Here is a 22,070-nt window from a genome sequence, read left to right on the forward strand (position 1 = left end):
GCTCCTCGGGTCAGACCATCCCGGTCGGGGACTGCGCCGGCGTCGTGCGCGGCGAGGTCACCGGCGGGGTGTTGATCACCGGCATCCGGCCGGCCGGGGCGTGCACCGGCGTGGTGCGCGGCGAGGTGACCGGGGGCGTGTTGATGACCGGGAGGCGCGAGGTGAGGCCGGCCGAGACCGCGGCGCGCCGGAAGGCGTCCGCCGACTCCGCGACCAGGCCGGCCTGGGCGGAGAGGGTGCCGATCTCGAACCACACCTGGGCGGCCTCACGGTCCGCCCCGACGCCGGTCAGCGTCGCGATGGCGCGGCGGTACCACTGCTGCGCCTCCTCGTGCTCACCGAACAGCCACGCGGTCTGGCCGAGCAGGGTCAGCGCGTGCACGGCGATCAGGGGCTCGGTGTCGGAGTAGGTCTCGACGACGCCGAGCATCTTCTCCTTGGCGGCCTCGGCCTCACCCGCCACGAGCATCGCCTGCGCGTTGACGAGCTGGTTGCGGGCCCGCTCGCCGGGGCTGGCCTGGCTCCACTCCAGCTCCATGTCCGCGAGGCGCAGCTGCTCGCGCGCCTCCTCGAGCCGCGGGGGGTCGGTGCGGAGCATGATCGCGCTCAGCTGGGTCCGCAGGCTGCCGACGTCGCGCATCCGCTCGCTGTTCTCGAGCAGGTGGAGTGCGCGCTTCGCGAGCGGGAGGGCGCCGGCCACGTCGCCGGAGTCGGCACGGAAGTAGCTGGCGTTCCAGTACGCCGACGCGCGCGCCACGGGCGAGCTCAGCCGCTCGGACTCTGCGATGGCCCGGTCGCACAGCTCGGCGGCCTCGTCGGTGCGGCCGCTGACGAACAGGGCAGCCGCCAGGGTCACCGCGAGCCGGATCCCCTCCTCGGTGCCGAGGGCGTCCTCGGACTCCGCGCCGAGCTGGGTCTGCGCGACCGCGATCGCTCGCTCGAACTGGCCCGCCTCACGCCAGATGCTGCACAGGGAGGTCGCGACCTTCAGCCGGATGCCGGAGTCGGCCGCCTGGCCGAGCAGGGCCTGGAAGGCGGGCACGGCGGCGGGGTCGCCGACCCGGTCGAGCGCGCTCGCCTCGAGGTAGCGGGCCCGGGTGATGCCTCCGGCCACGGCCTGCAGGCCCGGCGAGCCGAGCGCCTCGCGCGCGAGGGCCAGGGCGTTCTCGCCCTCGCCTCCGGCCAGGGACAGCTCCGCGTGGTCGAGCAGCAGCTCCAGCCGGCTGGCGTCCTCCCAGCCCTCGCCGTGCGCGAGGAAGTCGACCGTCACGCCGAGCCGGCCGGCGAGGACCTGGAGCAGGTCGGTGCCGGGCCGGCGCTGGCCGCTCTCGATGCGCGAGATGTAGGCGACGGAGGCGTCCGTGCCGGCCAGCTCCGGCTGCGTGAGCCCCGCTGCGACGCGGGCGGCCCGGATGCGCTCGCCCAGGACGACGGGGTCGAGCTTGGTCAGCTGGTGGGCGAGCTCGGGGGACATGTGGCACATCTTGCCGCGAATTGCCCCGAAAAGCGTCAAGTCACCGAATTTGGGGACGCGAGTGACCTGTGTGACGCGGTTGTCTACGCCTGACTCATGGCGGGAACGTCCCGCCTCCCCTGACGCGAGGAGTCACCGCATGAACAACAAGCCCGTCCGTCTCGCCCTGGTCAGCCTCGTGGCTGTCATCAGCGTGCTCGGTCTCAGCCAGGCTCCCGCCGCCGCAAACCAGGGCCGCGAGCTCGGTCGCACCACCCTGTGCTGCCGCTAGCCACCAACTGAACACAGGCCCCAGGAGGGTCGGAGCGAGGGGGCTCCGACCCCCATTGGCACGCCTACTGGTATGGACTACCCAAGACAGTTGCCAGAAGTTGCCATATAGTCGGCAACACAGCCGCTGCGCACACCTGTCTCAGCACAGGCCCCCACCGCGCACCAGCTAGTTCCAGGAAATGTCCTGGCGCCGGGAGCCCCCCACATGCACTCCCGGCGCCGGGCATCCTGAGAATCCCATCCGGTCGGCACCCCCCGCCATCACCCGTAAGGGCGTCCGGACCTGACGAGGCCCGGGTCGAGACTTCTCGACCCGGGCCTCGCCGTACGTCGTGGTGCCGCGAACGGGCTCGGTGCTCAAGCTGCTTCGCTAGCCCTCGTCGAGGTCCTCGGCCACCCGCCGGTGCGCCTCCCAGATCGCCTCCGGCAGGCGGTCGAACTGCTCGAGGTGCTCCTGGCGGAACCCCATCTCCTGGCGCCAGCGGTCGACGTCGATGCTGAGCACCGCCTCGAGGTCCGCCTCGCTGATCTCGAGACCCTCGAGGTTGAGCTCCTCGGCCGTCGGAACGACGCCGACCGGGGTCTGCCGGCCCTTCACCTCGCCCTTGCGGTACTGCACGAGCCAGAGCAGGGCGCGCAGGTTCTCGCGGTAGCCGGGCCAGCGGAAGTGGCCGTCCTCCGGGTCGCGCTGGAACCAGTTGACGTGCGCGAACAGCGGCTGGTCCTTGGCCGCGCCGATCACGTCGAGCCAGTGCTGGGCGTAGTCGCCCTCGCCGTAGGCCATGAACGGCCGGTTGGACATCGGGTCGTAGCGCAGCTGGCCGTCGACGCCCTCGGCCGCGAAGGTCGCCTCCGCACCCAGCGTGAGGCCGTCGTAGACGCCCTCGGCGAGGTCGGTGATCGCGCGGACCAGCGGCTCGCGGTCGCGCGTGCGGCCGCCGAAGATGATGACGTCGACCGGCACGCCGCGCGGGGTCTCGTAGTCGTCGGCGACATTCGGCACGTTGGCCAGCGTCGTCGTGAAGCGGCTGTTGGGGTGCGCCCAGGGCTCGTTCTGCTCCTCGGGCGTCCGCTCGGTGATCGGCGTGCCCTTCCAGTCGAGCCAGCCCGTGGCGTCGGCCGGCGGCTCGGGCGTGCGGCCCTCCCACCAGACCTCCTGGGTGGTGGGGTTGTAGGCGACGTTCGTGAAGATCGCGCCCGAGCCGGGCCGGATCGAGTCCAGCGCGGTCGGGTTGGTGAGCTCGTTGGTGTCCTTGGCGACGCCGAAGACGCCGTTCTCCGGGTTGAAGCCCAGCACCCGGCCCGACTCCTCGTCGGCCCACAGCCAGGTGATGTCGTCGCCGTAGAACTCGACGTGGTAGCGGTCGCCGAGGGCGTCGGGCGCCAGCGTCATCGCGAGGTTGGTCTTGCCCGAGGCGCTCGGGAAGCCGCCGGCGATGTGGTACTTCTCGCCGGTCTGCTTGTCGACGACGCCGAGCAGCATGAACTGCTCGCCGAGGAAGCCGTTCTTCCAGCCGTCGTACATCGCCTGGCGCAGGCCGTGGGCGATCTTGCCGAGCAGCGCGTTGCCGCCGTACGACGAGCCGTAGTGGAGGATCGTGCGCTCGTCGGCGACCGTGACGAAGTAGCGCTTGTCGTCGGGCGTGCCGTGGCCGAGGGTCGGCAGGTCGCCGGTCACGTGGACGGCGCGCACGAACGAGTTGGGGTCGGTGAGGTTGTCGACGTGGTCCTTGCTGACCCGCGCCATGCGGATCATGTGCAGCACCACCGGCCGGCAGTCGGTGAGCTCGACTCCCGCAGCGAACGCCTCGAGGGGCGAACCCGGGGGCGCCATCAGGTAGGGGATGACGTACATCGTCTTGCCGCGCGACTGCCCGGCGACGAGCTCGTTGAAGAGCTCCTTCATCTCCGAGGCCGGGCGCCAGTTGTTGTAGACGCCCTGGTCGGCCGGGTCGTTGGTGGCGACGATCGTGCGCTCCTCGGAGCGCGCGGTGTCCTTGACGTAGGAGCGGGAGTAGTAGAGGCCCTCGCCCGCCGGCATCAGCTCGCCGGCGTCGAGCGCCTCCTGGACCAGGCGCGCGTCGTCGTCCGCGCTGACGACCTCGATGCGGTCGGGCTGCGTGATGGCCGCCCAGTGGGCGACGTAGTCGCGCACCTGCTGGTTCTTGATCCCGGCCTCGTCGAGAGCGGCTTCAACGTCCGTCATCGCTGGCGATCCTTCTGTCGAGGTGACAAGTTCGTCGGATGGCGCGGCACCGTTGTCGCGACTTTCCCGAAACTGTGTGCGGCGGCCCCGGGGCCTCCGCGGAACGCCGACGCTACCTCCGACCGGAGCCCGGACATATTGGATCGGTCCAAGCACTATGGTCCGGGTCACACTGCAGGATTCGGACCACCGATGCGGGTCGGCTATCCTCGTCCAGTCCCGCGGACGACCACGTGTCAGCCGTCGGACGGGCGCCCGTAGCTCAACGGATAGAGCATCTGACTACGGATCAGAAGGTTTGGGGTTCGAATCCCTACGGGCGCGCAAAGTCCTCCGGACACCTCTCCACGTCGTCGCGTCTCGCGGTGTCTCGCCGCACCAGCGCGAGGCCCGCGCCGTGCGGCGCGGACCTCCTCGCGTGGTTCGCTACTTCAGCTTGAAGGTCCGCTTGCCGGAGCCGGCGGCGTACTGCCCGTCGCCGACGTAGGTCGCGGTCGCCTTGAGCCTGGTCGTGGCCGGCGCCCGGAGCTTGAACGTCGCGATGCCGTTCTTCAGAGTCGCCGTCCGCTTCTTCGAGCCGATCTTCAGGGTGATTGTGCCGGTGGCGGGGAGGGCGCCGACCGTCGTGACGGAGACCTTGACCTTGCCCGGCCTGCCCTTCTTCAGCTTGCCGGAGAACGTCAGCGCCGAGGCCGACTTGTCGACGGTGGTCGCGCTCGTCGAGGACGCCACGTCGTAGAGGTCGTCACCGGAGTAGACGGCGGACAGGGTCGTCGCGCCCGCGGCCGCCGGGGTCCAGGTGACCGCGGCGGTCCCGTCGGGCCCGAGGATGGCGGTCCCGAGCGCGACACCGTCACGGGTGAGCGTCACCGGACCGGACGGCTTCGGGCCGGCCGGGCCGGTCGCCGTGATCGTGGTGGTGACGGCGCGGCCGCGGGTCGCGCCCGGCGTGCTGAGCGACAGCGCCGCCGTCCGGGCCACGGTGGTGACACCGATCTGCGCGGTCGCGGTGCCGCCCTGGCCGTCGGACACGGTGACCGTGAACGAGTCGCTCGCGGTCTTGGCCGTCGGCGCGTAGGTCACGGTGAGGTCCTCGTGGGTCACCGTGCCGTGCGCGGGCGTGCTGCTCGAGGTGACGGTGACGGTGTCGCCGTCGACGTCGACCGGCGCCAGGACCGTCGACACCGGGGTGCCCGCGGTCGTGCTCAGCACGACGTCGGAGACCGTCGGGGCGTCGTTGACCGGGGTGACCGTGAGCGAGACGGTGGCGGCGGCGGACGTCGCGGTGCCGTCGCTGACCGTGAACGTGAAGGAGTCGGGGCCGTGGTAGTTCGCCGCGGGGGTGTAGGTCGCCTGGCCGCCGGTCGTGACGGTGAGCGTGCCGTGGTCGGGGTCGAGCCCCTTGGCGTAGGTCAGGATGTCGTCATCGTCCTCGTCGGTGCCCGTGAGGGTGATCGCCTTCACCGCGTCCTCCGGCGTGGTCACGCCGTCCTGCGCGTTCGCCACCGGAACGTGGTTGCCGCCCGCGCCCTCGACCGTGATCGAGACCGTCGCCGGTGCGGAGGTCACGGTGCCGTCGTTGGCGGTGAACGTGAACGAGTCCGGTCCTGAGTAGCCCGTGGTCGGGGTGTAGGTGGCCTGCGCTCCGGCCAGGACCACCGAGCCGTGGCTCGGCTGGGTGCCGATCGCGTAGGTGAGGGTGTCGCCGTCGACGTCGGTGCCGGCGAGGGTGATCACCGTGGGGGTGCCGGCGGGTGTGCTCGCGCTCTGCGGGGTGGCGACGGGTGCGTCGTTGACCGGGGTGACCGTGATCGTCACGGTCGTGGCCGCCGTGCCGCCCTTGCCGTCGGAGACGGTGACGCCGACGGTGTCCTGGCCGTGGAAGTTCGTGGCGGGGGTGTAGCTCAGGGTCGACCCGCCGGTGATGCTCGTCGTGCCGTGCGCGGCCGGGGTGGTGACCGACCAGGTGAGCGCGTCGCCGTCGGGGTCGGTGGCGGTGAGGGCCACGGTGGTCGCGGTGTCCTCGTCGGTCGTCTTGGCCATCGGCGCCGTCGTCGGGGGCTGGTTCGGCTGGACGACGCACGCGCCCGCCGGGGCGCTGCTGCCCCAGATCGAGCACACCCACTCGGGGTGGTCGATGAAGGGGTTGCGGTTGTGCTGGTAGTCGGCGTCGATCAGGTTGTTGCGCAGCCGCTCCGCGTCGTCCGGCGGGTCGGCGAGCGACCACGCGACGAGCGTCGAGAGCTTGCCCAGCTGGCTGCCGCTGTCACCGACCTGGTTCCACATCTTGAGGTCGACGGCGAACTGGTCGTCGGCGTCGCCGTTGTAGCGCACGTCCATGTACATGATGCCGCGGGCGATGTCGCCCTTGACGGCATTGCGGGGTTCGAAGGAGTCGCCGTCGGCGTGGCAGAGGACGGGGCAGCCCGGGACGCTGGCCGCACCGCCGTTGTCATAGTCCTTGTTCCCGCGCGAGGAGTTGCTGGTCGCACGTGAGGGCCGCATGTGGAACAGGTCGGTCCCCGGCCCGGCCGCGGTGTTGAAGCTGCCGCGGCTCTGCGGCCAGGTGTGCTCCCGGTTCCACGAGTCGGCGTTCGGACACGTGTTGCCGCACCGGTTGCCGGCGTCAAGGCTGTCGCCGGAGTAGACGTCGATGATCTTGGTCGGGTCGTTCGGGTCCCTGTCGAGCACCACCATGGCGTCCCACACCCCTGGGGAGTAGTTCACCCGGGTGTGCCCGTCGATGATCTCGTTGAGCTTGAGCGCGAGCGCGGTGCCGGTCAGACCCTCGGTGCCGGCGTAGTACGTCGCCGGGTCGTGCGGGGCGTCGCGGGTCGCCTCGCCAGCGGAGGCCGCGGCGGCCCCGGCCTCGGGCGTCGCGACGACGAGGGTCAGGCCCGCCCAGCCGATCGCCGACGCGGCGAGGGTGGCGATGAGGCGACGAGTGCGCATGACGCTCCTGCGGGTTGCCGGCAGCGGCGCCGGGGCGGTTCGTGTCGGGGCAACCTACGGGGTGTGGCACCGGACGCATATTCCTCGATGTGACCTGGGTCATGCGGGCCATGTTGGCCTGATCCAGACGGTCTACGCCGCCGGAAATGACGAACCTCCCGGGTGCCGTACGGCACCCGGGAGGTTGTTGTCCTGGTCAGGCGTGCTGAGCAACCTGCGCCGGGGCGGGGCGCTCGGCGGTGTGCTCGACCCGGCGTGCGTGCCAGAGCCCGAGCAGGACGAGCACCAGGAGCACGGCCGCGGCGCCGAAGGAAACGTATGCGGCGATGCCGGTGATGGTGCCGATCGTGGCGAACGCGTAGCCGTAGAGCAGCAGGCCCCGCAGGGTGTTGCCCATGAACAGCGTCTGGCGCAGCTGACCGAGCGCCTGGCCGTCCTCGGTCGCCTTCTCCTCAGGAGACAGCTGGAGGAACTCTCCGCTGACCTCCTCGTAGGTGCGGCCGTCGCTGGCGGCGTTCATGTGCACCAGGATGTAGTGGTCGGCGAAGGCCTTGGCCTCGGCGCCGGTGTCGAGCTGGCTGCCGAAGTAGGGCTCGAGGGCCTTCTGGTCGGCCTGGGGCAGCTCGGCCACGGCCTCGGCCGTCGGCATGGTGATGTCCTGCATGACCAGCTGGTCGTGGACCTGGTCGCCGATGAAGGTGTTGGCCCAGGTGAGCAGACCACCTGCGGTGACCAGAACAGCGACGAGGGCCAGCCCCGTCCACGAGATGAGTTTGTCGAATGCCGAGCGCATGATGATCTCCTCAGTCTGCGGGGCCCTTGTGCTCCGCGATGACTCCAAGCTATGAGCGGCGGGCAGGTGCCGATCAGAGGCGGAAGGACCGCCGCGACCCGGCGAAGGTCCCTGGTTCGCCGGGACCTTCAGCGCCGCCGGTGCAGACGGCCGTCCTCGCGCCGGCGGAGCGTGTCGGGCCCGGCACAGGCCGACCGGGCCGTGGGCGGCGATCGCCCCCAGCGGCCCGGTCGGCGTGAGCAGGGCGGCTCCCCAGCGGGAGGTCACCCGTGTGCGGCAGCGCCCGTCAGGGCGCCCCTCGACTCCGTCTCGGACCGCCCGACCTCCGACCGGAGCTCCGGCGTGACGAGCACGGGGCAGCTGCCGTGGTCGAGCGCGGCGCGCACGACCGGACCGAGGTGGGTGCCGATCGGCAGGCGGTGGTGCCGGCGACCGAGGACGAGCACGTCGGACGCCTCACCGGCGTCGAGGACCGCCTCGACCGGGGGTGCGTGACGCACCTCGATCGTCACGTCGACGTCCGGGAACTCCTCCTGCAGCGGCGCCAGCACGGGCTGCATCTCCTCCCGGCTGCGAGCTGCCCACTCGTCGCGGACCGAGCCGTCGACGACGACGACGTCGAACCCGGAGGCGAGCCACCAGGCGTGCAGCACGACCAGCCGCGCGCCGCGGTCGCGCGCCTCGGTGAATCCCGACCGCAGGATCGCGGGCGCCTCCACCGGGTCCTGGACAGCCACGGTCACGACGCCCTTGGGTGACGATGTCGGGTCCCAGCCCTCGGGAACGGAGAGCACCGGCACGTGGGCGCGGCCCGCGACCCCGTGCACCATGGACCCGACGAAGACCCGCTTGACGCGGCTCAGCGCGCGGTGCTGCATCACGAGCAGCGAGGCGCCGTCGGTACGGCGTACCAGGTCGTCGACGACCCAGCCGGTGTCCATGAGCTCGCCCGTGACCGGGACGTCGGACCCCGCGAGCGTGCGGGCCTCGGCGAGAGCGCCGTCGAGCGTGGCCTTGGCGGCGTCGAGCACGCCGCCGTAGACGCCGACGTAGGCGTCCCCGGGCGGCAGCTGCAGGACGTGGACGAGGTGCAGCGGACGCTGGGTGCGCCGAGCCTCGGCGATGGCGACCGCGAGGGCGGCGTCGAAGCCGTCGGCTCCGATGCCGAGCACCACGGCGTTGGTGGGAACGGTCATCTCTTCTCTCCTTGTCTGGACTGACATCAAGCGGACTCGGGCACCACCGCCACGGTGGTGTGCGCGCGCTCGAGCACGGCGATCGCGCAGGACGCGTGCAGGAAGCGCGCCCACCCGGACGCCTGGCTGCGGCCGACCACGACCAGGCTCGAGTCGGGCAGCCGGTCGACGAGGCACTCGTCCACGAGGCCCCGGGCCAGCTGCAGGGTGACGTCCACGTCGGGGAACTTCTCGACGAGGGCGGACACCGACCGGGTGAGGAGGAGCCGCAGGTCCGAGAGGTCGTCGGGGTCGGTGTCGTCGACGATGCCGGGGCCGCGGACCGCGACGGCCACGTCCCAGAAGCAGTGCATGACCGTCAGCGGGGCCCCGCGCAGCGATGCCTGGGCGAATGCGAACTCCAGCACCGGGGTCGCTGCCGGGTCGCCGTCGGACCCGACCAGGATCCCCGGGCCGACCACCGGCCGCGCGCTCGGCCGGCAGACGACGACCGGGCAGTGGGCCTGGCGGGCGACCGAGGCGCTCACCGACCCGAGCAGGGCCGTGCGCACCGGCCCGCGACCCCGGGACCCGACCACGACCAGGTGAGCCCGCTGCGACAGCTCCACGAGGGCGAGCCGCGGGTCCGGCTCGACGACCGCGGTGACCACCTCGATGCGTGGTGCCGCGGCGGTCGCCAGCATGCGGGCCGACGTGACCGTGTCGCGGGCGGCCTCGTCGAGCGCCGCGCTCAGCTCACGGTGGTCGATGCCCTGCGCGTCGAGCCAGACGGTGTCGCGCAGTGCGCTCCCGCTCGTGCTGTGGACGATCGCGAGGGTCCGGTCTTCGAGAGCCGCCTGGGCCGCGGCCCACCCGACGGCCCGGTCGGAGTCGGCGGAGCCGTCGACGCCGACCACCACGCAGCCGTGAGGTACGTCGTGCATCCTCATGCCACCAGCCTCGTCCCGGGCGCGCCCGGACCCCACGGCCGTGCGGCCCGGGCGCCCGGGACCAAGGACCCTCCCTACCGGCCCTCGCCGCGCCGGAGGCTGAGGTCATGCCTGTGGATGCGACCGGAGCTCGGAGTGACGCGAGGACCGGGAGCACCCCCGCGTCCGGGACCGCGGAGGCGCGGGGCCCGGCGGACGTGCTCCTGGCCGACGGCTCCATCGCGGTGATCCGGGCGCTGCGCCCGGGTGACGGCCCGGCCCTGCACGAGCTGCACGAGCAGGTCTCGGACGAGGCGATCCGGCTGCGCTTCTTCAGCGTCGCGCGCCATGCCGCGCACGCGTACGTCGACCACGTGCTCCAGGACGAGCGGACGCTGGCCCTGGTGGCCGAGCTGCACGGCCGCCTCGTCGGGCTCGCGACCGCCGAACCGATGAGCCCTACCCGCTCGGAGGTCGCCTTCCTCGTCGCTGACGACGCCAGGGGGCACGGGGTCGGGACGCTCCTGCTCGAGCACCTGGCCGCTCACGCCCTCGCCTTGGGCATCACCGCGCTCGAGGCCGACGTGCTCACCGAGAACCACGCGATGCTGAGCGTCTTCTCCGACGCCGGCTACACCTACGAACGCAGCTTCGACGCGGGCACCGTGGTGCTGACGCTGGGCACCGGGCCGACCCAGGAGTCGACCGAGCGAGCGGACGCCCGTGAGTTCCGGGCTGAGGCCCGGTCGTTGCGGCCGATGCTGCGGCCGGGGTCCGTCGCCGTCGTGGGCGCTCGCTCGGACGGCACCGGGATCGGGGCGACCGTGCTCCATTCGATCGTCGACGCCGGCTTCCACGGCCGGGTCGTGCCGGTCCACCCGCGCGCCGAGCGGCTGGCCGGGCTGCCGGCGTATGCCTCGCTGCTCGAGGTCACCGACGCGGTCGACCTGGTCGTCATCTGCGTCCCCGCCGCGCGCGTGCTCGACGTCTTCCGCGACGCGGTCACGGCCGGGGCCAGGGCTGCCGTGATCGTCTCATCAGGGTTCAGCGAGCTCGGCAAGGAGGGCGCCAGGATCCAGCACGACATCGTGACCTTGGCCCGCGCCCACGACGTGCGGGTGGTTGGCCCGAACTGCCTGGGTCTGCTGTGCAACCACCCCTCGCTGCGGCTCAACGCCACCTTCCACGACGCCGTCCCGCCGGCCGGCGGGCTCGCCGTCGCCAGCCAGTCCGGCGGGGTGGGCATCGTCCTGATGGACCTCGCCCGCGAGCTCGGGCTCGGCGTCCACACGTTCGTCTCGCTCGGCAACAAGGCCGACGTCTCGAGCAACGACCTGCTCGCGGCGTGGTACGACGACCCGGAGGTGACCGCAGCAGCGCTCTATCTCGAGTCGTTCGGCAACTCGGCGAAGTTCGCGCGCTTCGCCCGCAGGTTCGCCCGGCGCAAGCCGCTGCTGGCCGTCGTCGGCGGCCGGTCCGCCGGGGGCAGCCGGGCCGGTGTGTCGCACACCGCAGCGGCCGCCACGCCCGGCGTCGGCGTGGACGCGCTGTTCGCGCAGGCCGGCGTCATCGGTTGCCGCGACGCCGAGGACCTGGCGCGCACCGCCGTCCTGCTGACCGAGCAGCCGCTGCCGGCCGGGCGCCGGATCGCGATCCTCTCGAACGCCGGAGGCATGGGCGTCCTGGCCGCTGACGCGGCCGCCGACGAGGGTCTCGACGTCGTCGAGTTCTCGCCCGCCCTGCAGCGCCGACTGGGCGCGCTCGTGCACGGCACCACCGGCACGTCCAACCCGGTCGACGCCGGTGCGGGAGTCTCACCGACGCAACTCGCCGACCTGCTCGAGGCCGTCCTGGCGTCCGGTGAGGTGGACGCCGTCCTCGTCGCGCCGGTCGCGACCGGCGTCACCGACGGCAGCGCGACCATGCCCGAGCTGACGAAGGCCCGGGCCCCGCACCCGGAGGTCACCGTCGTCGGCGTGCCACTCGGGGGCCTGCCGGACGCGGCACCGTCGCCGGTCCCGATCACGACCTACCGCACCACCGCCTCGGCGCTCAGGGCCCTCGGCCGGGCCGCGCGCTACGCCGAGTGGCTGGTCGAGGAGCCTGTCGCCCCGCAGACCAGCGACCCCGCACTCCTGGTCGAGGCACGGCGCCGGGTGCGGGCCACGCTGTCGGGCGCCCGCTGGCTGGACGCCGCCGAGTGCGCGGCTCTCCTCCAGGACTGGGGCATCCCTCTGCTCGGCTCGGCCGCCACGTCGGCGGCGGAGGCCGCGAGCTGCGCCTCGCGTCTCGGCTTCCCGGTGGCGGTGAAGGTGACCGACCCGGGCGTCGTCCACAAGACCGAGCTCGGGCTGGTGCGCACGGGGCTACGGACCCGCGAGCAGGTGCTGGGCGCCTACCGCGACTTCCGCGCGACCGTCGGCCACGCACCGCAGGTGCTGGTGCAGCCCATGGTCGCGGGCACCGAGATCGCCCTCGGCCTGGTGCGCGACCCCTCGATGGGACCGCTGGTCATGGTCGCGAGCGGCGGTGTCGCGACCGACGTCTGGGACGACCGCGCCTTCCTCGTGCCGCCTGTCTCGACGGCCGAGGCGCGACGCGCGATCGGGTCGCTGCGGATCTCGCGGCTGCTCGAGGGGCTCCGCGGCGCACCCGCCGGCGACGTCGCCGGCCTGGTCGACCTGGTGACGGCACTCGGGAGGTTGGCCGTCGACGTCCCGGAGGTCGCCGAGCTGGACCTCAACCCCGTCGTCGTCAGCGCCGCCGGCTGTGCCGTCGTGGATGCGAAGGTGCGGCTGGGGACCCCGGTCGGGCCGGACGCGCACGCTCCCCGGCAGCTGCGCCCGGTCACCTAGGCCCGGTCAGCTCAGCTCGAGGACCTCGGCGACCGGCCGGCGCGGGGTGCGCGGCAGCTCGCTGCGGCTGATCGCCTGCCACCCGACGCGGATCACCACGAGCGGTCGGGCGAGGCCACCGAGCACGCCGAGGTGGAACGCCGCCCGGGTCTCGTCGACCTCGACCACCTGGCTGAGCGGCACGACCGACATCCCGTCGATCGTGGCCTCGAGCCACAGGGCGCTCAGCCCCTCACCGGCGGTCAGCCAGGCCGCCGGGTCGTCGTCGGAGGCGCACAGGACGATCAGGCCGTCGGACCCCTCGACCTCGTCTCCGCCGATGTCGTCCAGGAGGCCGCCCGCGAACCGGCTCTGGCGCCGGGTTCGGAGGTCGTCAGGGACAGGCAGCACCGCGGAGGGGACGCCGTCCTGCACGCCGCGATCGATCCACGACCTCTGCTCGACCATCGCGGGGTCGTCCCCGGGCTGGAGGTGGACGGCTCGGTTGATGAGCATCTCGGCGTGGAAGCGCTCGGTCACGTCGGTGAGGGGCAGCGCCCGAGCACCTTGCGACGAGGCCTGGGCGGCGAGGTGGGTCAGCCGGTCGTCAGCGACCGGCCACGACGTGAACCGCCTCCGGTCGGTGCAGCGCTTCTCGATCGCGTCGAGCCGCGCGGCCGCGTGGCGCGACGGTGTGGCCGGCTCGAGGGCGAGGACGGCCAGGAGGTCCGGCGTGCCTTCGTCGGGCAGCCGGGTCACCGTGGCGGCCCACCCGAGTGCGTCGGCGGCCACCTGCGCGTGGTGCAGCGCGGCACCGCAGCTGATAGTCAGGTTGCGCCCGTCGGGGTCACCTTCGTGGAGCTGGCGGGACCGGTCGGCGTACAGCTCGAGCGAGGTGGGGCCGGCCCGCCAGCGCCACGGCTGGGTGTTGTGCACGCTCGGCGCGCGGGTCGCGAGCTCGACGATCCGGCGCATCGTGTCCGGCGGGACGTGGGTGGCGGTCATGCCGTCCGCCCGTGGTCGGCGACGTCGCGGTGGACCTCCGGACCGGCCGAGACCGGCCCGAGGTCGACGCGGCCCACGACCAGGAACGACCCGCCCGCGCACCGACCCCCGAGAGAGGCGTGGACGGTCGGCTCCACCCGCGACGGCGGGTGCGGAGCCTGGATGATGGTCACGAGCGGCCTTCCGAGACGGGTGCGGCGGGAATCGTCCAAGCGTGCGGTCCCGCGTGGCGCCGGCACAGGGACCAAGGTCCTGTCGGCCCGGGCCGATCCGCCCCCTCCGTGGCGCGGCGGGAACCACTACCGTGGAGACCGTGACCGACGCTCCCCAGGCCGCGTCCCCGGCCGAGTCCGACGCCTCCACCATCCGGGTCTTCCTGCTCGACGACCACGAGCTCGTGCGTCGGGGCATCCGGGAGCTGCTCGAGAGCGAGGGCGACATCGTGGTCGTCGGCGAGTCCGGTTCGGCACAGGAGGCGTCCCGCCGCATCCCGGCCCTGCGACCCGACGTCGCGATCCTCGACGGCCGGCTCCCCGACGGGTCCGGCATCGACGTGTGCAGGGACATCCGGTCGGTCGACCCGACGATCAAGGCCCTGATCCTCACGTCCTACGACGACGACGACGCGCTCTTCGCGGCCATCATGGGCGGCGCCTCGGGCTACATCCTCAAGCAGGTGCGCGGCAACGACTTCGTCGACACGGTGCGCCGAGTCGCCGCCGGGCAGTCGACGCTCGACCCGGCGATGACCGCGCAGGTGCTCGAGCGCGTGCGCAACGGTCCACCGAAGGACAAGGAGCTCGAGGGGCTCACCGCCCAGGAGCAGCGGATCCTCGAGCTGATCGGGGAAGGCATGACCAACCGCCAGATCGCGGAGACCATGTTCCTCGCCGAGAAGACCGTGAAGAACTACGTGTCCTCGATGCTGGCCAAGCTCGGGCTCAACAGCCGGACCCAGGCCGCGATCTTCGCCACGAAGCACACCCGGGGCTGAGGCCGGCTCGGCCCCCACCTCGGTGCCCCCGGGACTCGGGCCTCCGACTCAGGCGGGGGTGATCCGCCGCCCGGTCACGTCGGCGACGACGATGCGCAGCCGCACGCTGCGCGGGCCGGGCGCCCACACGTCCGGCTCGGCGTCCTGCGGGGCGCCGTACTCGAGGTGCGCCGTGCCTCGCACGAGGACGCTCCAGCCGGACCTGGTCGAGGCGTCCACGTGGTCGACCTCGAACGCGACCGCGCTGTCGTCGCACTCCCGAGCCGCACCCGAGTGGGCGGTCGTGCGCACCAGCACCTCGTCGCCGGTGACGGCGAAGTTGACCGGGATCATCGTGATGCCGTGGGCGCCAGCCCAGCCGAGCCTGCCGACCGGCTGGCTCGCGGCGAGCTCCCAGCACTCGTCGGGGGAGAGGTCGAGGACCCTCTGGTCCATGGCTGCCTCCTTCGGCTGCGTCGTTGTCGAGAGCATCGGCGAAGCCGGTGGGAGGTCGGCAGGTCCGCAAGGCCCCCGGAGCAGGGACCTTCTGCCATGCCTGTGGGCAGGTCGAGCGTCCGGCAGACTAGGTTGTCGCTGATCCACGGGAGGAAGCCTGGTGATCGAGGAGACGACTGACCGCGGCGGCGACCACCGCGCCGAGCTCGACGCACGTGCACTCCGCGACGTGGAGTTCGACGACCTGCTGCGCGAGGTCCTCAACCGGGTGCAGGGCGTGCTCGACGAGCAGGCCCGGCTGCGCCTGCTGCTCGACGCCGTCGTCACGATGGCGGCCGACCTCAGCCTCGACGGCGTGCTCTCGAGGATCGTGACGATCGCCAGCACCCTGGTCGACGCCCGGTACGCCGCCCTCGGCGTCCTCGACACCGGGTCGGAGCGCCGGCTCCGCACGTTCGTGCACCACGGCATGAACACCGACGTGGTGACGAAGATCGGTGAGCTGCCCACCGGGCACGGCCTCCTCGGCCTGCTGATCGACGAGCCCCGGCCGATCCGGCTCCACGACATCGCGGCCCACCCCGCGTCGTACGGCTTCCCCGAGCACCACCCCCCGATGAGCTCCTTCCTGGGGGTGCCGGTACGGATCCGCGACCAGGTCTTCGGCAACCTCTACCTGACCGAGAAGGCCGGCGGCGGGGACTTCACCGACGAGGACGAGACCGTCGCGATCGCCCTGGCCGCGGCCGCGGGCGTCGCGATCGAGAACGCCCGGCTCTACGAGGAGGCCGAGCGCCGTCAGCTGTGGCTTCGGGCGACGGCGGAGATCGCCGCGATCCTGGCCGACTCCAGCCGAGGTCGCGATGCCCTCCAGCTGGTCGCCGACCGGGCCCGCGAGGTCGCGGGGGCAGACGTCGCCTGGATCGTCGCCGGGGCCGACAGCGAGTCGCTCGAGCTCCGGGTGGTCTCGGGCATCGCGGCCGACGTCGGTGCGATGGGCGAGGTCTTGATGGACCGGTCGCTCGCCGCCGAGGTCGTCCGCAGCGGCGAGGCGATCACCGTCCGTGACCTCGCCTCCGACCCACGGGCCGTGGACCCCTCGGCGAGCCTCGGCTGGCCGAGCCTGGGTCCTGCGGTCGTGGTGCCGATGAGCTCGGGCAACGCCGTGGAAGGCGCGCTCGCCCTCGCCTGGACCTCCGAGCACGAGGCGGGGTACGACGCCGTCGACGCCGCGCTGCCGGCGAGCTTCGCGGAGCAGGCGGCCCTCGCCCTCCAGATCGCGCGCGCCAGCGAGGACCAGCAGCGGCTGGACATGCTGGAGGATCGCGACCGCATCGGCCGCGACCTGCACGACCTGGTCATCCAGCGGCTGTTCGCCATCGGGCTCAGCCTCGAGAGCGCCGCCCGGCTGGCGGTCCACCCCGACGTCTCGGCCCGCCTCGAGCGCGCGGTCGACGAGCTCGACGGCACGATCAGGGACATCCGCCGCACGATCTTCGCGCTCGGCACGATGGATGCCACCAACGACGTCCAGACCGAGATCGAGCGGATCGTCGACCGCGCCGCCACGACGATGAAGTTCCACCCGTCGTTGCAGTTCGACGGCCCGGTCCGGACGGTGGTCACGTCCGAGCTCGCGCCCGACCTGCTCGCCGTGCTGGGCGAGGCGCTGAGCAACGCCAGCCGGCACGCCGAGGCCTCCGCCGTGGCCGTCCTCGTCAGGGCCCGCGACGACGTGGTGGTCGAGGTGACCGACGACGGCAAGGGCATGGAGCAGGGCGTGCTCGAGAGCGGTCTCGACAACATGCGTCAGCGCGCGCTCAAGCACGGCGGCGCGTTCACGGTGCGCTCCCGGCCCGGCGCTGGCACCACGGTCACCTGGTCGGTGCCGGCCGCCCCCGACGTCAGTCGCGACCAGGGGCACTGACCGGTCCGCACGCGGCGGCCCGGTCGACGAACGCCACTGCGAGGCCCCGGCCCCACCTGACCGCGTGCTCCGGCTCGCCGGCGGCGAGCGGTCCGCGGACGTCGTCGACGAGGAAGGCCCGTGGCCGGGCGACCGGCTCGAGACCGCGGCGGCGGCCCGCCCGGGCCGCGGACGGCCCAGCAGCCTGCGGCAGCCGGCGCACCCTGGTCACGCGGGTGTCGAACGTCGCGAGCGCGGGCGCTCGCCCCGGGTCGAGCTCGACGCACGCGAGCCAGTCGCGGATGCCTGTCGTGGCGCGCTGGGCCGGGGCGCCCTGGCGCACGGCGTCCGCGCGGGTGCTCGCCCGGCTCATGCCGAACGCGTGCGTGGGCCCGCCGACGACGAGGAGGTCGAGGTCCGCGGCCAGTCGGTGCGGTGCAGCGTGCACCTCGACCAGGCCGGTGTCGACCCCTTCCAGCTGCAACCCGCGCGCGATCGCTCCGGCGACCGTCTCGGTGTTGCCGAACATCGACTCGAACACGACCAGGGCCTTCATGACGTCCTCCTGCGCACGACGTGGTCTCCGTCCCGACCCTTCCGGTCGGCGCTTCCACGGGGCAGGGACCGAGGTCGTCGCGGCCCGGGCCGATGGTCCCGCGCCGGCCGACGGGTCCTTCGGTCGCGTCGAGTCGGGACCTAGGCCCCTGCCCGGGTCGCGGCGAGCGAGGTGGACTGGTGGTGGCGGCGAGGATCCCAGGGATGCAAGCGCCGGCGGCCCGAGTCGCGTGGGAGCGCGCGAGGACGGCCCAGGCCCCACACCGTGTTCGCACGGCCGGATCCTCGCCGCCGCTCCACCAGGAACAGCACGGGAGGTGAGGACGCGATGGTGACCGACATCGACCAGCCGGTCGAGGAGCTGTCTCAGGACGAGTGCTGGAGCCTGCTCGCGGACGGGGAGTTCGGGCGACTCGCCTACCGCCTCGTCGACGAGGTGCACCTGGTGCCGATCAACTACCTCGTCGACAGCGGCGCGCTGCTGTTCCGGACCGGATCAGGCAACAAGCTGCTCGCAGCCGCGCTCCACTCCGACGTCGCCTTCGAGATCGACTGGCACGACGACCTCGCAGCGTGGTCGGTCGTCGTCCGGGGTGAGCTGCACCGGTTGCAGGAGGACGAGGAGCACCGGGTCGACGGGCTCGCCCACCAGCCGTGGATCCTGACGCCGACCCCCGACGTGGTCGAGCTGCGGCCGACCGTCGTCACCGGACGCAGGTTCCGGCTGCGCCGCCCCGAGCCCGACCACGAGCTGGTGTGAGCGCATGAACAATACCGACGCCCCTCTTGCGCCCGTGTTGGTCTTCGTCGACCGCGGCGACTCCGGAGCCGCCGTTCGCTACGGCGCGGCGGAGGCGACGCGCACCCTCCGACCGCTGCGGCTGGTGCACGTGTCGCCCTCGGGGGACCGCTGGCTCATCCGCGTCGGCCGGGACTCGCTGAGGCTCGCGCACGCCCGGGCCGCGGGCGAGGTCGCGGGCCGGGTCCTCGTCCAGAGCACCCATCTCTGCGGCGGCACGCGCGACGAAGCCGTTGCGCTGGCCGACTCCGCGGCCCTCGTCGTCCTCGAGCAGCTGCCGCCCGGCAACCACCGGCTCCCGATGGAGTCCGACGCGGTCGTGCTGGCCTCGGTGACCGACACCCCGGTGGTCGTCGTCCCGACGAGCTGGGTCGAGCGGCGGCGCGGTGTCGTCACGGTCGGTCTGGACACCCAGGCAGCCGACGACACCGCCGTGCGGGCTGCCATCACTCTTGCCCGGCTGCGCGGCGACGTGCTCCGGGTGGTCGTGGCCGGCGGTGCGTCGCGCGCGGACGCCGACACGCGGCTCGAGCGGCTGGGCGGCGACGGGTGCGACCTCGCGGTGGAGCTCACCGCGGCGCCTCCGGCGTCCGCCCTGGCGTCCGCCGCGACCTCGTCGGACCTGCTCGTGGTCGGCCGCCACCACCCGCGCCCCCCGGACCACTCCCGACTGGGCAGCCTGGCGCGGGAGCTCCTCGCCGCCGCCAGCTGCCCGGTGCTCCTGACCGCCCCGGGCCACGTGCACCCGGACTCGCAGGACCCGCGCATCGAGGAAGGCCCGGCCGTGCCTGCGCACGCCCGCCGCGCTTCGTGACCCAGGTCATGGCCACCCAAGGAGGCGACATGAACGACAACCCCGGATCCCGTCCCGTCGTGGTCGGTGTCGACGGGCTGCCCGGCAGCGCGGGCGCGCTCCGCTACGCCATCTGCGAGGCCCGGCGCCGGAGCACGTCACTGCGGCTGGTGCACGTGCTGCCGACCGTGCTGAGCCCGGGCTTGGCGGTGCCGTTGCCAGGGCTGCGCCAGACCGGCGCCGACCTCCTCGCCGGCGTCGAGCTGACGGCCCGCGAGCTCGCGCCAGACCTGAGGATCGACACGCTCCTGACGCTCGGCGAGCGCACCACCGGTGTCGTCGGTGCAGCGGAAGAGGGGCAGCTCCTGGTGGTGGGCCGCGAGAGCAGGCGCGGGATCGAGCGCCTGCTCACCGGCGCCGCGACGGCGAGCATCGCGGCCCGCGCCCCGACCGACGTCGTGGTCGTGCCGTCCTTCTGGACCGAGGGAGACCTGCGCGGCCGGGTCGTGGCAGGCGTCAAGCCCGGCCGCAACACCAGCGAGCTGCTCGCGCACGCGTTCTCCGAGGCAGCCGCCCGCGGTGCCGTGCTCACCCTCGTGACCGCCTGGCACCTCACCGATCCCTACTCCGACACCATCGAGGCCCGCACCCACGCCGACGAGTGGGTCCGCAACGGCACCGAGATCCTCGACGACGTGGCGGCCGACTGGCGGGCCGCCTGTCCCGACGTGACCGTCGAGACCCGCGTGGTCCACGGCCCGGCCGCGAGGGTGCTGCTGGGTGCGAGCGAGGGTGCAGACCTGCTCCTGATCTCCCGGCGCCGGCTCGCGCTCCCGCCGTACGGCCAGCTCGGTGGGATCGGTCACGACCTGCTGCGCCTCAGCGAGGTGCCCGTCCAGGTCGTGCCCTACGTCGCCGACCCGGTGCCGGTCGCGCAGGACCTGGAGCTGGAGCAGGCCGGCGCACTCCTCAAGTGAGGATCTCTGGCCCTGCCGGTGGCGCTGCTCCACGAGTTGCAGGGGTGGAAGGAAGTGGGGTTGAACCATGGTGATGATCGACGTCGACCTCGACGGCGGCCGGCTCCGCGTCGGCTTCACGGCGACCGAGACGCTGCTCGGGCTGATCCACGACCTCGACGTGCCCCTGTCCGAGGTCCGCTCGGTGCGTCGTCTGCGCGACCCGTGGGCCGCGGTGCACGGCTGGCGCACGGGTCTGGGCGTGCCCGGGATCTGGCTGCTCGGTACGTGGTGGCGGCCCGGTCATCGCCAGCTGGTGGCGCTGCGACGCGACCGGGAGGGGCTCGCGATCACGATGCGCAGCGGTGAGTACGACGAGCTGCTGGTCAGCACTCCGCACCCGGCGGTGGTCGAGGACCGGTTGCGAAGGAGCGGCGTCAGGGTCGACGAGGTCGACGGCGTCGTGGTCGTCTGATCCCGCGGCCGGCCCCCAGTGACGTCCTTGATCACCGGTCGCCGCGCAGCAGCGCCTCGGCGGTCCTGGGTGACACGGCCTCCAGCCGACCCAGCACGTGGACGCGCAGCAGCACCAGGTTGAGCCGCTGGGAAGGGGCGAGCGGTCGGTCCAACAGATCTGTGGTCACGTCCCACAGCTCGCGGAGCTCGCGGCGGGTCAACGGCTCCGTGACGTGCTCGGCCACCTCGGCCGTGAAGGAGGCGTGGCGGGTCCGAGACAGGATCAGGTCGCTCGCAGACGGCGTTGGCTGCGATGCGGGCGATCGACGGGGCCAGGGCTGCATGGCCAGCCACGTCGTCCACATCTCAGGTCACCCGCCCGCCGTCGGGCTCTGACCGGACGAGCACGGTCACCACGTGAGGGGCCTCGGTCATGCAAGCACCGTCTCGAGTCCTCACCGGCACCGGAACGGACCGAGGTCTCGGCGGCACGGGACCAACGGCCCTCATGCGGCACGCACCGCGGTGCCATCGTCGGAAGGCACAGGATGAGGAAGGAGATCGCGATGAGCTCGGTCGACACAGAGGCCGCCGTCCTCCTCGGTGTGGGGGGCCGCGACCGGTTGTCCGACGGCACGATCGCCTTCGTCGTCGAGACCGCGGAGCGGCTCGGGCTCGGCGTGGAGCTGGTGCACGCGGTGCCCGCGGTGCTCGGTGGGCCGACCGGTGCATGGGAGGTCGGCATCGCGTTCGGGCAGCTCGTGAGCGAGGGCGAGGCGCGGCTGGAAGAAGCCGCGACGCGCGTGCGGAGCCGGCTGGGCAGCAAGCAGCCGGTGACGACGCAGCTCGTGCGTGGTGGTGCGGTCGGGACGCTGGTCGACCGAAGCCGGAGCGCCCAGCTCGTCGTCCTCGAACGCCGCCACCTCGGCCGCTGGGAGCGGTTGGCGGAAGGCTCGATCACCGCCGGTGTGGCGGCGCGGGCACACGCGCCCGTGGTGTCGGTCCCCCGAGGGTGGCGACCGCCGCAGCAGCCCCGCCCGATCACCGTGGCCGTCGAGGATGCCGCGCGCGCCGACGCGGAGGTCTGGACGGCCCTGGGTCTGGCGGCCGCCGAGGACCTGCCGGTGCAGATCCTGCGCGTGGTCTACCTCCCCGAGGCCTACCAGGAGATCCTTCGGCGCGAGACCCCCGAGCAGGACCTCCTGCGGCTGGCGCACGACGAGCTGGTCCGCGACACCAATCTCCCGGACAGCATCTGCGACCGGGTGCCGTGCACCTTCACCGTGCGGTGGGGGCGACCAGCCGAGGTGCTGGTGGATGCGTCGGCAGCGTCCTCGATGCTGGTCGTGGCACGGCGTGACCCCCGGTTGCCGTTCGGCTCGCACCTCGGTCCGATCGTGCGACACGTGCTCGACCACGCCACGTGCCCGGTCATGGTCGTGGAGCCGAGACTGGCCGAGGACCTCACCGCCGCTGAGTCGTTCGACGACGTCCTCTCCGGCCGGGCCGCCGCACGCCTGGTCTTCGAGTTCTAG

At 72.9% G+C, this 22,070-nt stretch carries 20 protein-coding genes and 1 tRNA gene; 10 read left to right on the plus strand and 11 right to left on the minus strand.

The features are described from left to right. Window positions 1-10 precede the first annotated feature (10 nt). Window positions 11-1,474 carry a helix-turn-helix domain-containing protein gene (locus tag G514_RS0105115; protein WP_028650876.1) on the minus strand — a complete coding sequence of 488 codons (1,464 nt, stop codon included), beginning with the start codon at window positions 1,472-1,474 and terminating at the stop codon, window positions 11-13. Window positions 1,475-1,613: 139 nt separating this feature from the next. On the opposite strand from G514_RS0105115, the gene G514_RS31280 reads away from it, so the two are divergent. Further along, a complete protein-coding gene (locus tag G514_RS31280) occupies window positions 1,614-1,745 on the plus strand; it encodes a hypothetical protein (protein ID WP_281167602.1) in 132 nt (43 codons plus the stop codon). Between the two features lie 372 nt (window positions 1,746-2,117). Here G514_RS31280 and G514_RS0105125 read toward each other — a convergent pair whose 3' ends face one another. After that, window positions 2,118-3,953, minus strand: a complete 1,836-nt coding sequence (locus G514_RS0105125) for a phosphoenolpyruvate carboxykinase (GTP) (RefSeq protein ID WP_028650877.1) — start codon at window positions 3,951-3,953, stop codon at window positions 2,118-2,120. A 251-nt stretch (window positions 3,954-4,204) separates the two neighbouring features. Here G514_RS0105125 and G514_RS0105130 point away from each other — a divergent pair. Next, a tRNA-Arg gene (locus G514_RS0105130) sits at window positions 4,205-4,277 on the plus strand. 102 nt (window positions 4,278-4,379) lie between these two features. Here G514_RS0105130 and G514_RS29710 read toward each other — a convergent pair. The 4 genes from G514_RS29710 to G514_RS0105150 all read right to left on the minus strand — a co-directional run bounded on the left by G514_RS29710 (window position 4,380) and on the right by G514_RS0105150 (window position 9,823). Next, window positions 4,380-6,905, minus strand: coding sequence for an Ig-like domain-containing protein (locus tag G514_RS29710; protein WP_084151789.1), 2,526 nt, complete (start codon window positions 6,903-6,905; stop codon window positions 4,380-4,382). Window positions 6,906-7,101: 196 nt separating this feature from the next. Further along, the gene (locus G514_RS0105140; RefSeq protein ID WP_028650878.1) at window positions 7,102-7,698 is read right to left on the minus strand and encodes a hypothetical protein; all 597 of its coding nucleotides are present in this window, start codon (window positions 7,696-7,698) and stop codon (window positions 7,102-7,104) included. Window positions 7,699-7,961: 263 nt separating this feature from the next. Then, complete coding sequence (locus G514_RS0105145; RefSeq protein WP_028650879.1) at window positions 7,962-8,894, minus strand: universal stress protein; 933 nt, start codon at window positions 8,892-8,894, stop codon at window positions 7,962-7,964. Between the two features lie 26 nt (window positions 8,895-8,920). Continuing rightward, window positions 8,921-9,823: a universal stress protein gene (locus G514_RS0105150; protein WP_084151791.1), complete on the minus strand. Its 903-nt coding sequence runs from the start codon at window positions 9,821-9,823 to the stop codon at window positions 8,921-8,923. A 107-nt stretch (window positions 9,824-9,930) separates the two neighbouring features. Here G514_RS0105150 and G514_RS0105155 point away from each other — a divergent pair, with 107 nt between their 5' ends. Next, window positions 9,931-12,657: a bifunctional acetate--CoA ligase family protein/GNAT family N-acetyltransferase gene (locus tag G514_RS0105155; RefSeq protein ID WP_084151792.1), complete on the plus strand. Its 2,727-nt coding sequence runs from the start codon at window positions 9,931-9,933 to the stop codon at window positions 12,655-12,657. Window positions 12,658-12,663: 6 nt separating this feature from the next. On the opposite strand, the gene G514_RS0105160 is transcribed toward G514_RS0105155, so the two are convergent. After that, a complete protein-coding gene (locus G514_RS0105160; protein WP_028650882.1) occupies window positions 12,664-13,641 on the minus strand; it encodes an Acg family FMN-binding oxidoreductase in 978 nt (325 codons plus the stop codon). Then, window positions 13,638-13,814 carry a hypothetical protein gene (locus G514_RS30130; RefSeq protein ID WP_157544610.1) on the minus strand — a complete coding sequence of 59 codons (177 nt, stop codon included), beginning with the start codon at window positions 13,812-13,814 and terminating at the stop codon, window positions 13,638-13,640. The genes G514_RS0105160 and G514_RS30130 overlap by 4 nt, the downstream gene beginning before the upstream one ends. Window positions 13,815-13,954: 140 nt before the next feature. Here G514_RS30130 and G514_RS0105170 point away from each other — a divergent pair, with 140 nt between their 5' ends. Beyond that, the gene (locus G514_RS0105170) at window positions 13,955-14,635 is read left to right on the plus strand and encodes a response regulator (RefSeq protein ID WP_281167603.1); all 681 of its coding nucleotides are present in this window, start codon (window positions 13,955-13,957) and stop codon (window positions 14,633-14,635) included. A 48-nt stretch (window positions 14,636-14,683) separates the two neighbouring features. Here the strand turns inward: G514_RS0105170 and G514_RS0105175 are convergent, their stop codons facing one another. After that, window positions 14,684-15,070, minus strand: coding sequence for a pyridoxamine 5'-phosphate oxidase family protein (locus G514_RS0105175; RefSeq protein WP_028650884.1), 387 nt, complete (start codon window positions 15,068-15,070; stop codon window positions 14,684-14,686). Between the two features lie 160 nt (window positions 15,071-15,230). On the opposite strand from G514_RS0105175, the gene G514_RS25000 reads away from it, so the two are divergent. Further along, the gene (locus G514_RS25000) at window positions 15,231-16,997 is read left to right on the plus strand and encodes a sensor histidine kinase (RefSeq protein ID WP_245582109.1); all 1,767 of its coding nucleotides are present in this window, start codon (window positions 15,231-15,233) and stop codon (window positions 16,995-16,997) included. Here G514_RS25000 and G514_RS25005 read toward each other — a convergent pair. Further along, window positions 16,975-17,532, minus strand: coding sequence for a flavodoxin family protein (locus G514_RS25005; RefSeq protein ID WP_051246836.1), 558 nt, complete (start codon window positions 17,530-17,532; stop codon window positions 16,975-16,977). The two genes, G514_RS25000 and G514_RS25005, sit on opposite strands and share 23 nt — an antisense overlap. A 330-nt stretch (window positions 17,533-17,862) precedes the next feature. On the opposite strand from G514_RS25005, the gene G514_RS0105190 reads away from it, so the two are divergent. From G514_RS0105190 to G514_RS25010, 4 genes are all read left to right on the plus strand, one after another. Beyond that, window positions 17,863-18,291, plus strand: coding sequence for a pyridoxamine 5'-phosphate oxidase family protein (locus tag G514_RS0105190; RefSeq protein WP_211222041.1), 429 nt, complete (start codon window positions 17,863-17,865; stop codon window positions 18,289-18,291). 4 nt (window positions 18,292-18,295) lie between these two features. Continuing rightward, the gene (locus tag G514_RS0105195; RefSeq protein WP_157544611.1) at window positions 18,296-19,144 is read left to right on the plus strand and encodes a universal stress protein; all 849 of its coding nucleotides are present in this window, start codon (window positions 18,296-18,298) and stop codon (window positions 19,142-19,144) included. Window positions 19,145-19,173: 29 nt separating this feature from the next. Continuing rightward, complete coding sequence (locus tag G514_RS0105200; RefSeq protein ID WP_028650887.1) at window positions 19,174-20,100, plus strand: universal stress protein; 927 nt, start codon at window positions 19,174-19,176, stop codon at window positions 20,098-20,100. Between the two features lie 67 nt (window positions 20,101-20,167). Then, on the plus strand, window positions 20,168-20,554 hold the full coding sequence (locus G514_RS25010) for a hypothetical protein (RefSeq protein ID WP_051246842.1): 387 nt from the start codon (window positions 20,168-20,170) through the stop codon (window positions 20,552-20,554). Window positions 20,555-20,585: 31 nt separating this feature from the next. Here the strand turns inward: G514_RS25010 and G514_RS30135 are convergent, their stop codons facing one another. Continuing rightward, window positions 20,586-20,780 carry a hypothetical protein gene (locus G514_RS30135; RefSeq protein ID WP_157544613.1) on the minus strand — a complete coding sequence of 65 codons (195 nt, stop codon included), beginning with the start codon at window positions 20,778-20,780 and terminating at the stop codon, window positions 20,586-20,588. A 321-nt stretch (window positions 20,781-21,101) separates the two neighbouring features. Between G514_RS30135 and G514_RS0105215 the strand changes: the two genes are divergently transcribed. Further along, complete coding sequence (locus G514_RS0105215; protein ID WP_028650889.1) at window positions 21,102-22,070, plus strand: universal stress protein; 969 nt, start codon at window positions 21,102-21,104, stop codon at window positions 22,068-22,070.

Origin of the sequence: Nocardioides halotolerans DSM 19273, from assembly GCF_000422805.1 — a bacterium.
GTDB lineage: Bacteria > Actinomycetota > Actinomycetes > Propionibacteriales > Nocardioidaceae > Nocardioides > Nocardioides halotolerans.

What these genes read in the sequence shown, in the direction of transcription:
- G514_RS0105115 (WP_028650876.1), bottom strand. Translation starts at nt 1,474, where the DNA reads ATGTCCCCCGAGCTCGCCCACCAGCTGACCAAGCTCGACCCCGTCGTC.
- G514_RS31280 (WP_281167602.1), top strand. Translation starts at nt 1,614, where the DNA reads ATGAACAACAAGCCCGTCCGTCTCGCCCTGGTCAGCCTCGTGGCTGTC.
- G514_RS0105125 (WP_028650877.1), bottom strand. Translation starts at nt 3,953, where the DNA reads ATGACGGACGTTGAAGCCGCTCTCGACGAGGCCGGGATCAAGAACCAG.
- G514_RS29710 (WP_084151789.1), bottom strand. Translation starts at nt 6,905, where the DNA reads ATGCGCACTCGTCGCCTCATCGCCACCCTCGCCGCGTCGGCGATCGGC.
- G514_RS0105140 (WP_028650878.1), bottom strand. Translation starts at nt 7,698, where the DNA reads ATGCGCTCGGCATTCGACAAACTCATCTCGTGGACGGGGCTGGCCCTC.
- G514_RS0105145 (WP_028650879.1), bottom strand. Translation starts at nt 8,894, where the DNA reads ATGACCGTTCCCACCAACGCCGTGGTGCTCGGCATCGGAGCCGACGGC.
- G514_RS0105150 (WP_084151791.1), bottom strand. Translation starts at nt 9,823, where the DNA reads ATGAGGATGCACGACGTACCTCACGGCTGCGTGGTGGTCGGCGTCGAC.
- G514_RS0105155 (WP_084151792.1), top strand. Translation starts at nt 9,931, where the DNA reads ATGCCTGTGGATGCGACCGGAGCTCGGAGTGACGCGAGGACCGGGAGC.
- G514_RS0105160 (WP_028650882.1), bottom strand. Translation starts at nt 13,641, where the DNA reads ATGACCGCCACCCACGTCCCGCCGGACACGATGCGCCGGATCGTCGAG.
- G514_RS0105175 (WP_028650884.1), bottom strand. Translation starts at nt 15,070, where the DNA reads ATGGACCAGAGGGTCCTCGACCTCTCCCCCGACGAGTGCTGGGAGCTC.
- G514_RS25005 (WP_051246836.1), bottom strand. Translation starts at nt 17,532, where the DNA reads ATGAAGGCCCTGGTCGTGTTCGAGTCGATGTTCGGCAACACCGAGACG.
- G514_RS0105195 (WP_157544611.1), top strand. Translation starts at nt 18,296, where the DNA reads ATGAACAATACCGACGCCCCTCTTGCGCCCGTGTTGGTCTTCGTCGAC.
- G514_RS0105200 (WP_028650887.1), top strand. Translation starts at nt 19,174, where the DNA reads ATGAACGACAACCCCGGATCCCGTCCCGTCGTGGTCGGTGTCGACGGG.
- G514_RS25010 (WP_051246842.1), top strand. Translation starts at nt 20,168, where the DNA reads ATGGTGATGATCGACGTCGACCTCGACGGCGGCCGGCTCCGCGTCGGC.
- G514_RS0105215 (WP_028650889.1), top strand. Translation starts at nt 21,102, where the DNA reads ATGAGCTCGGTCGACACAGAGGCCGCCGTCCTCCTCGGTGTGGGGGGC.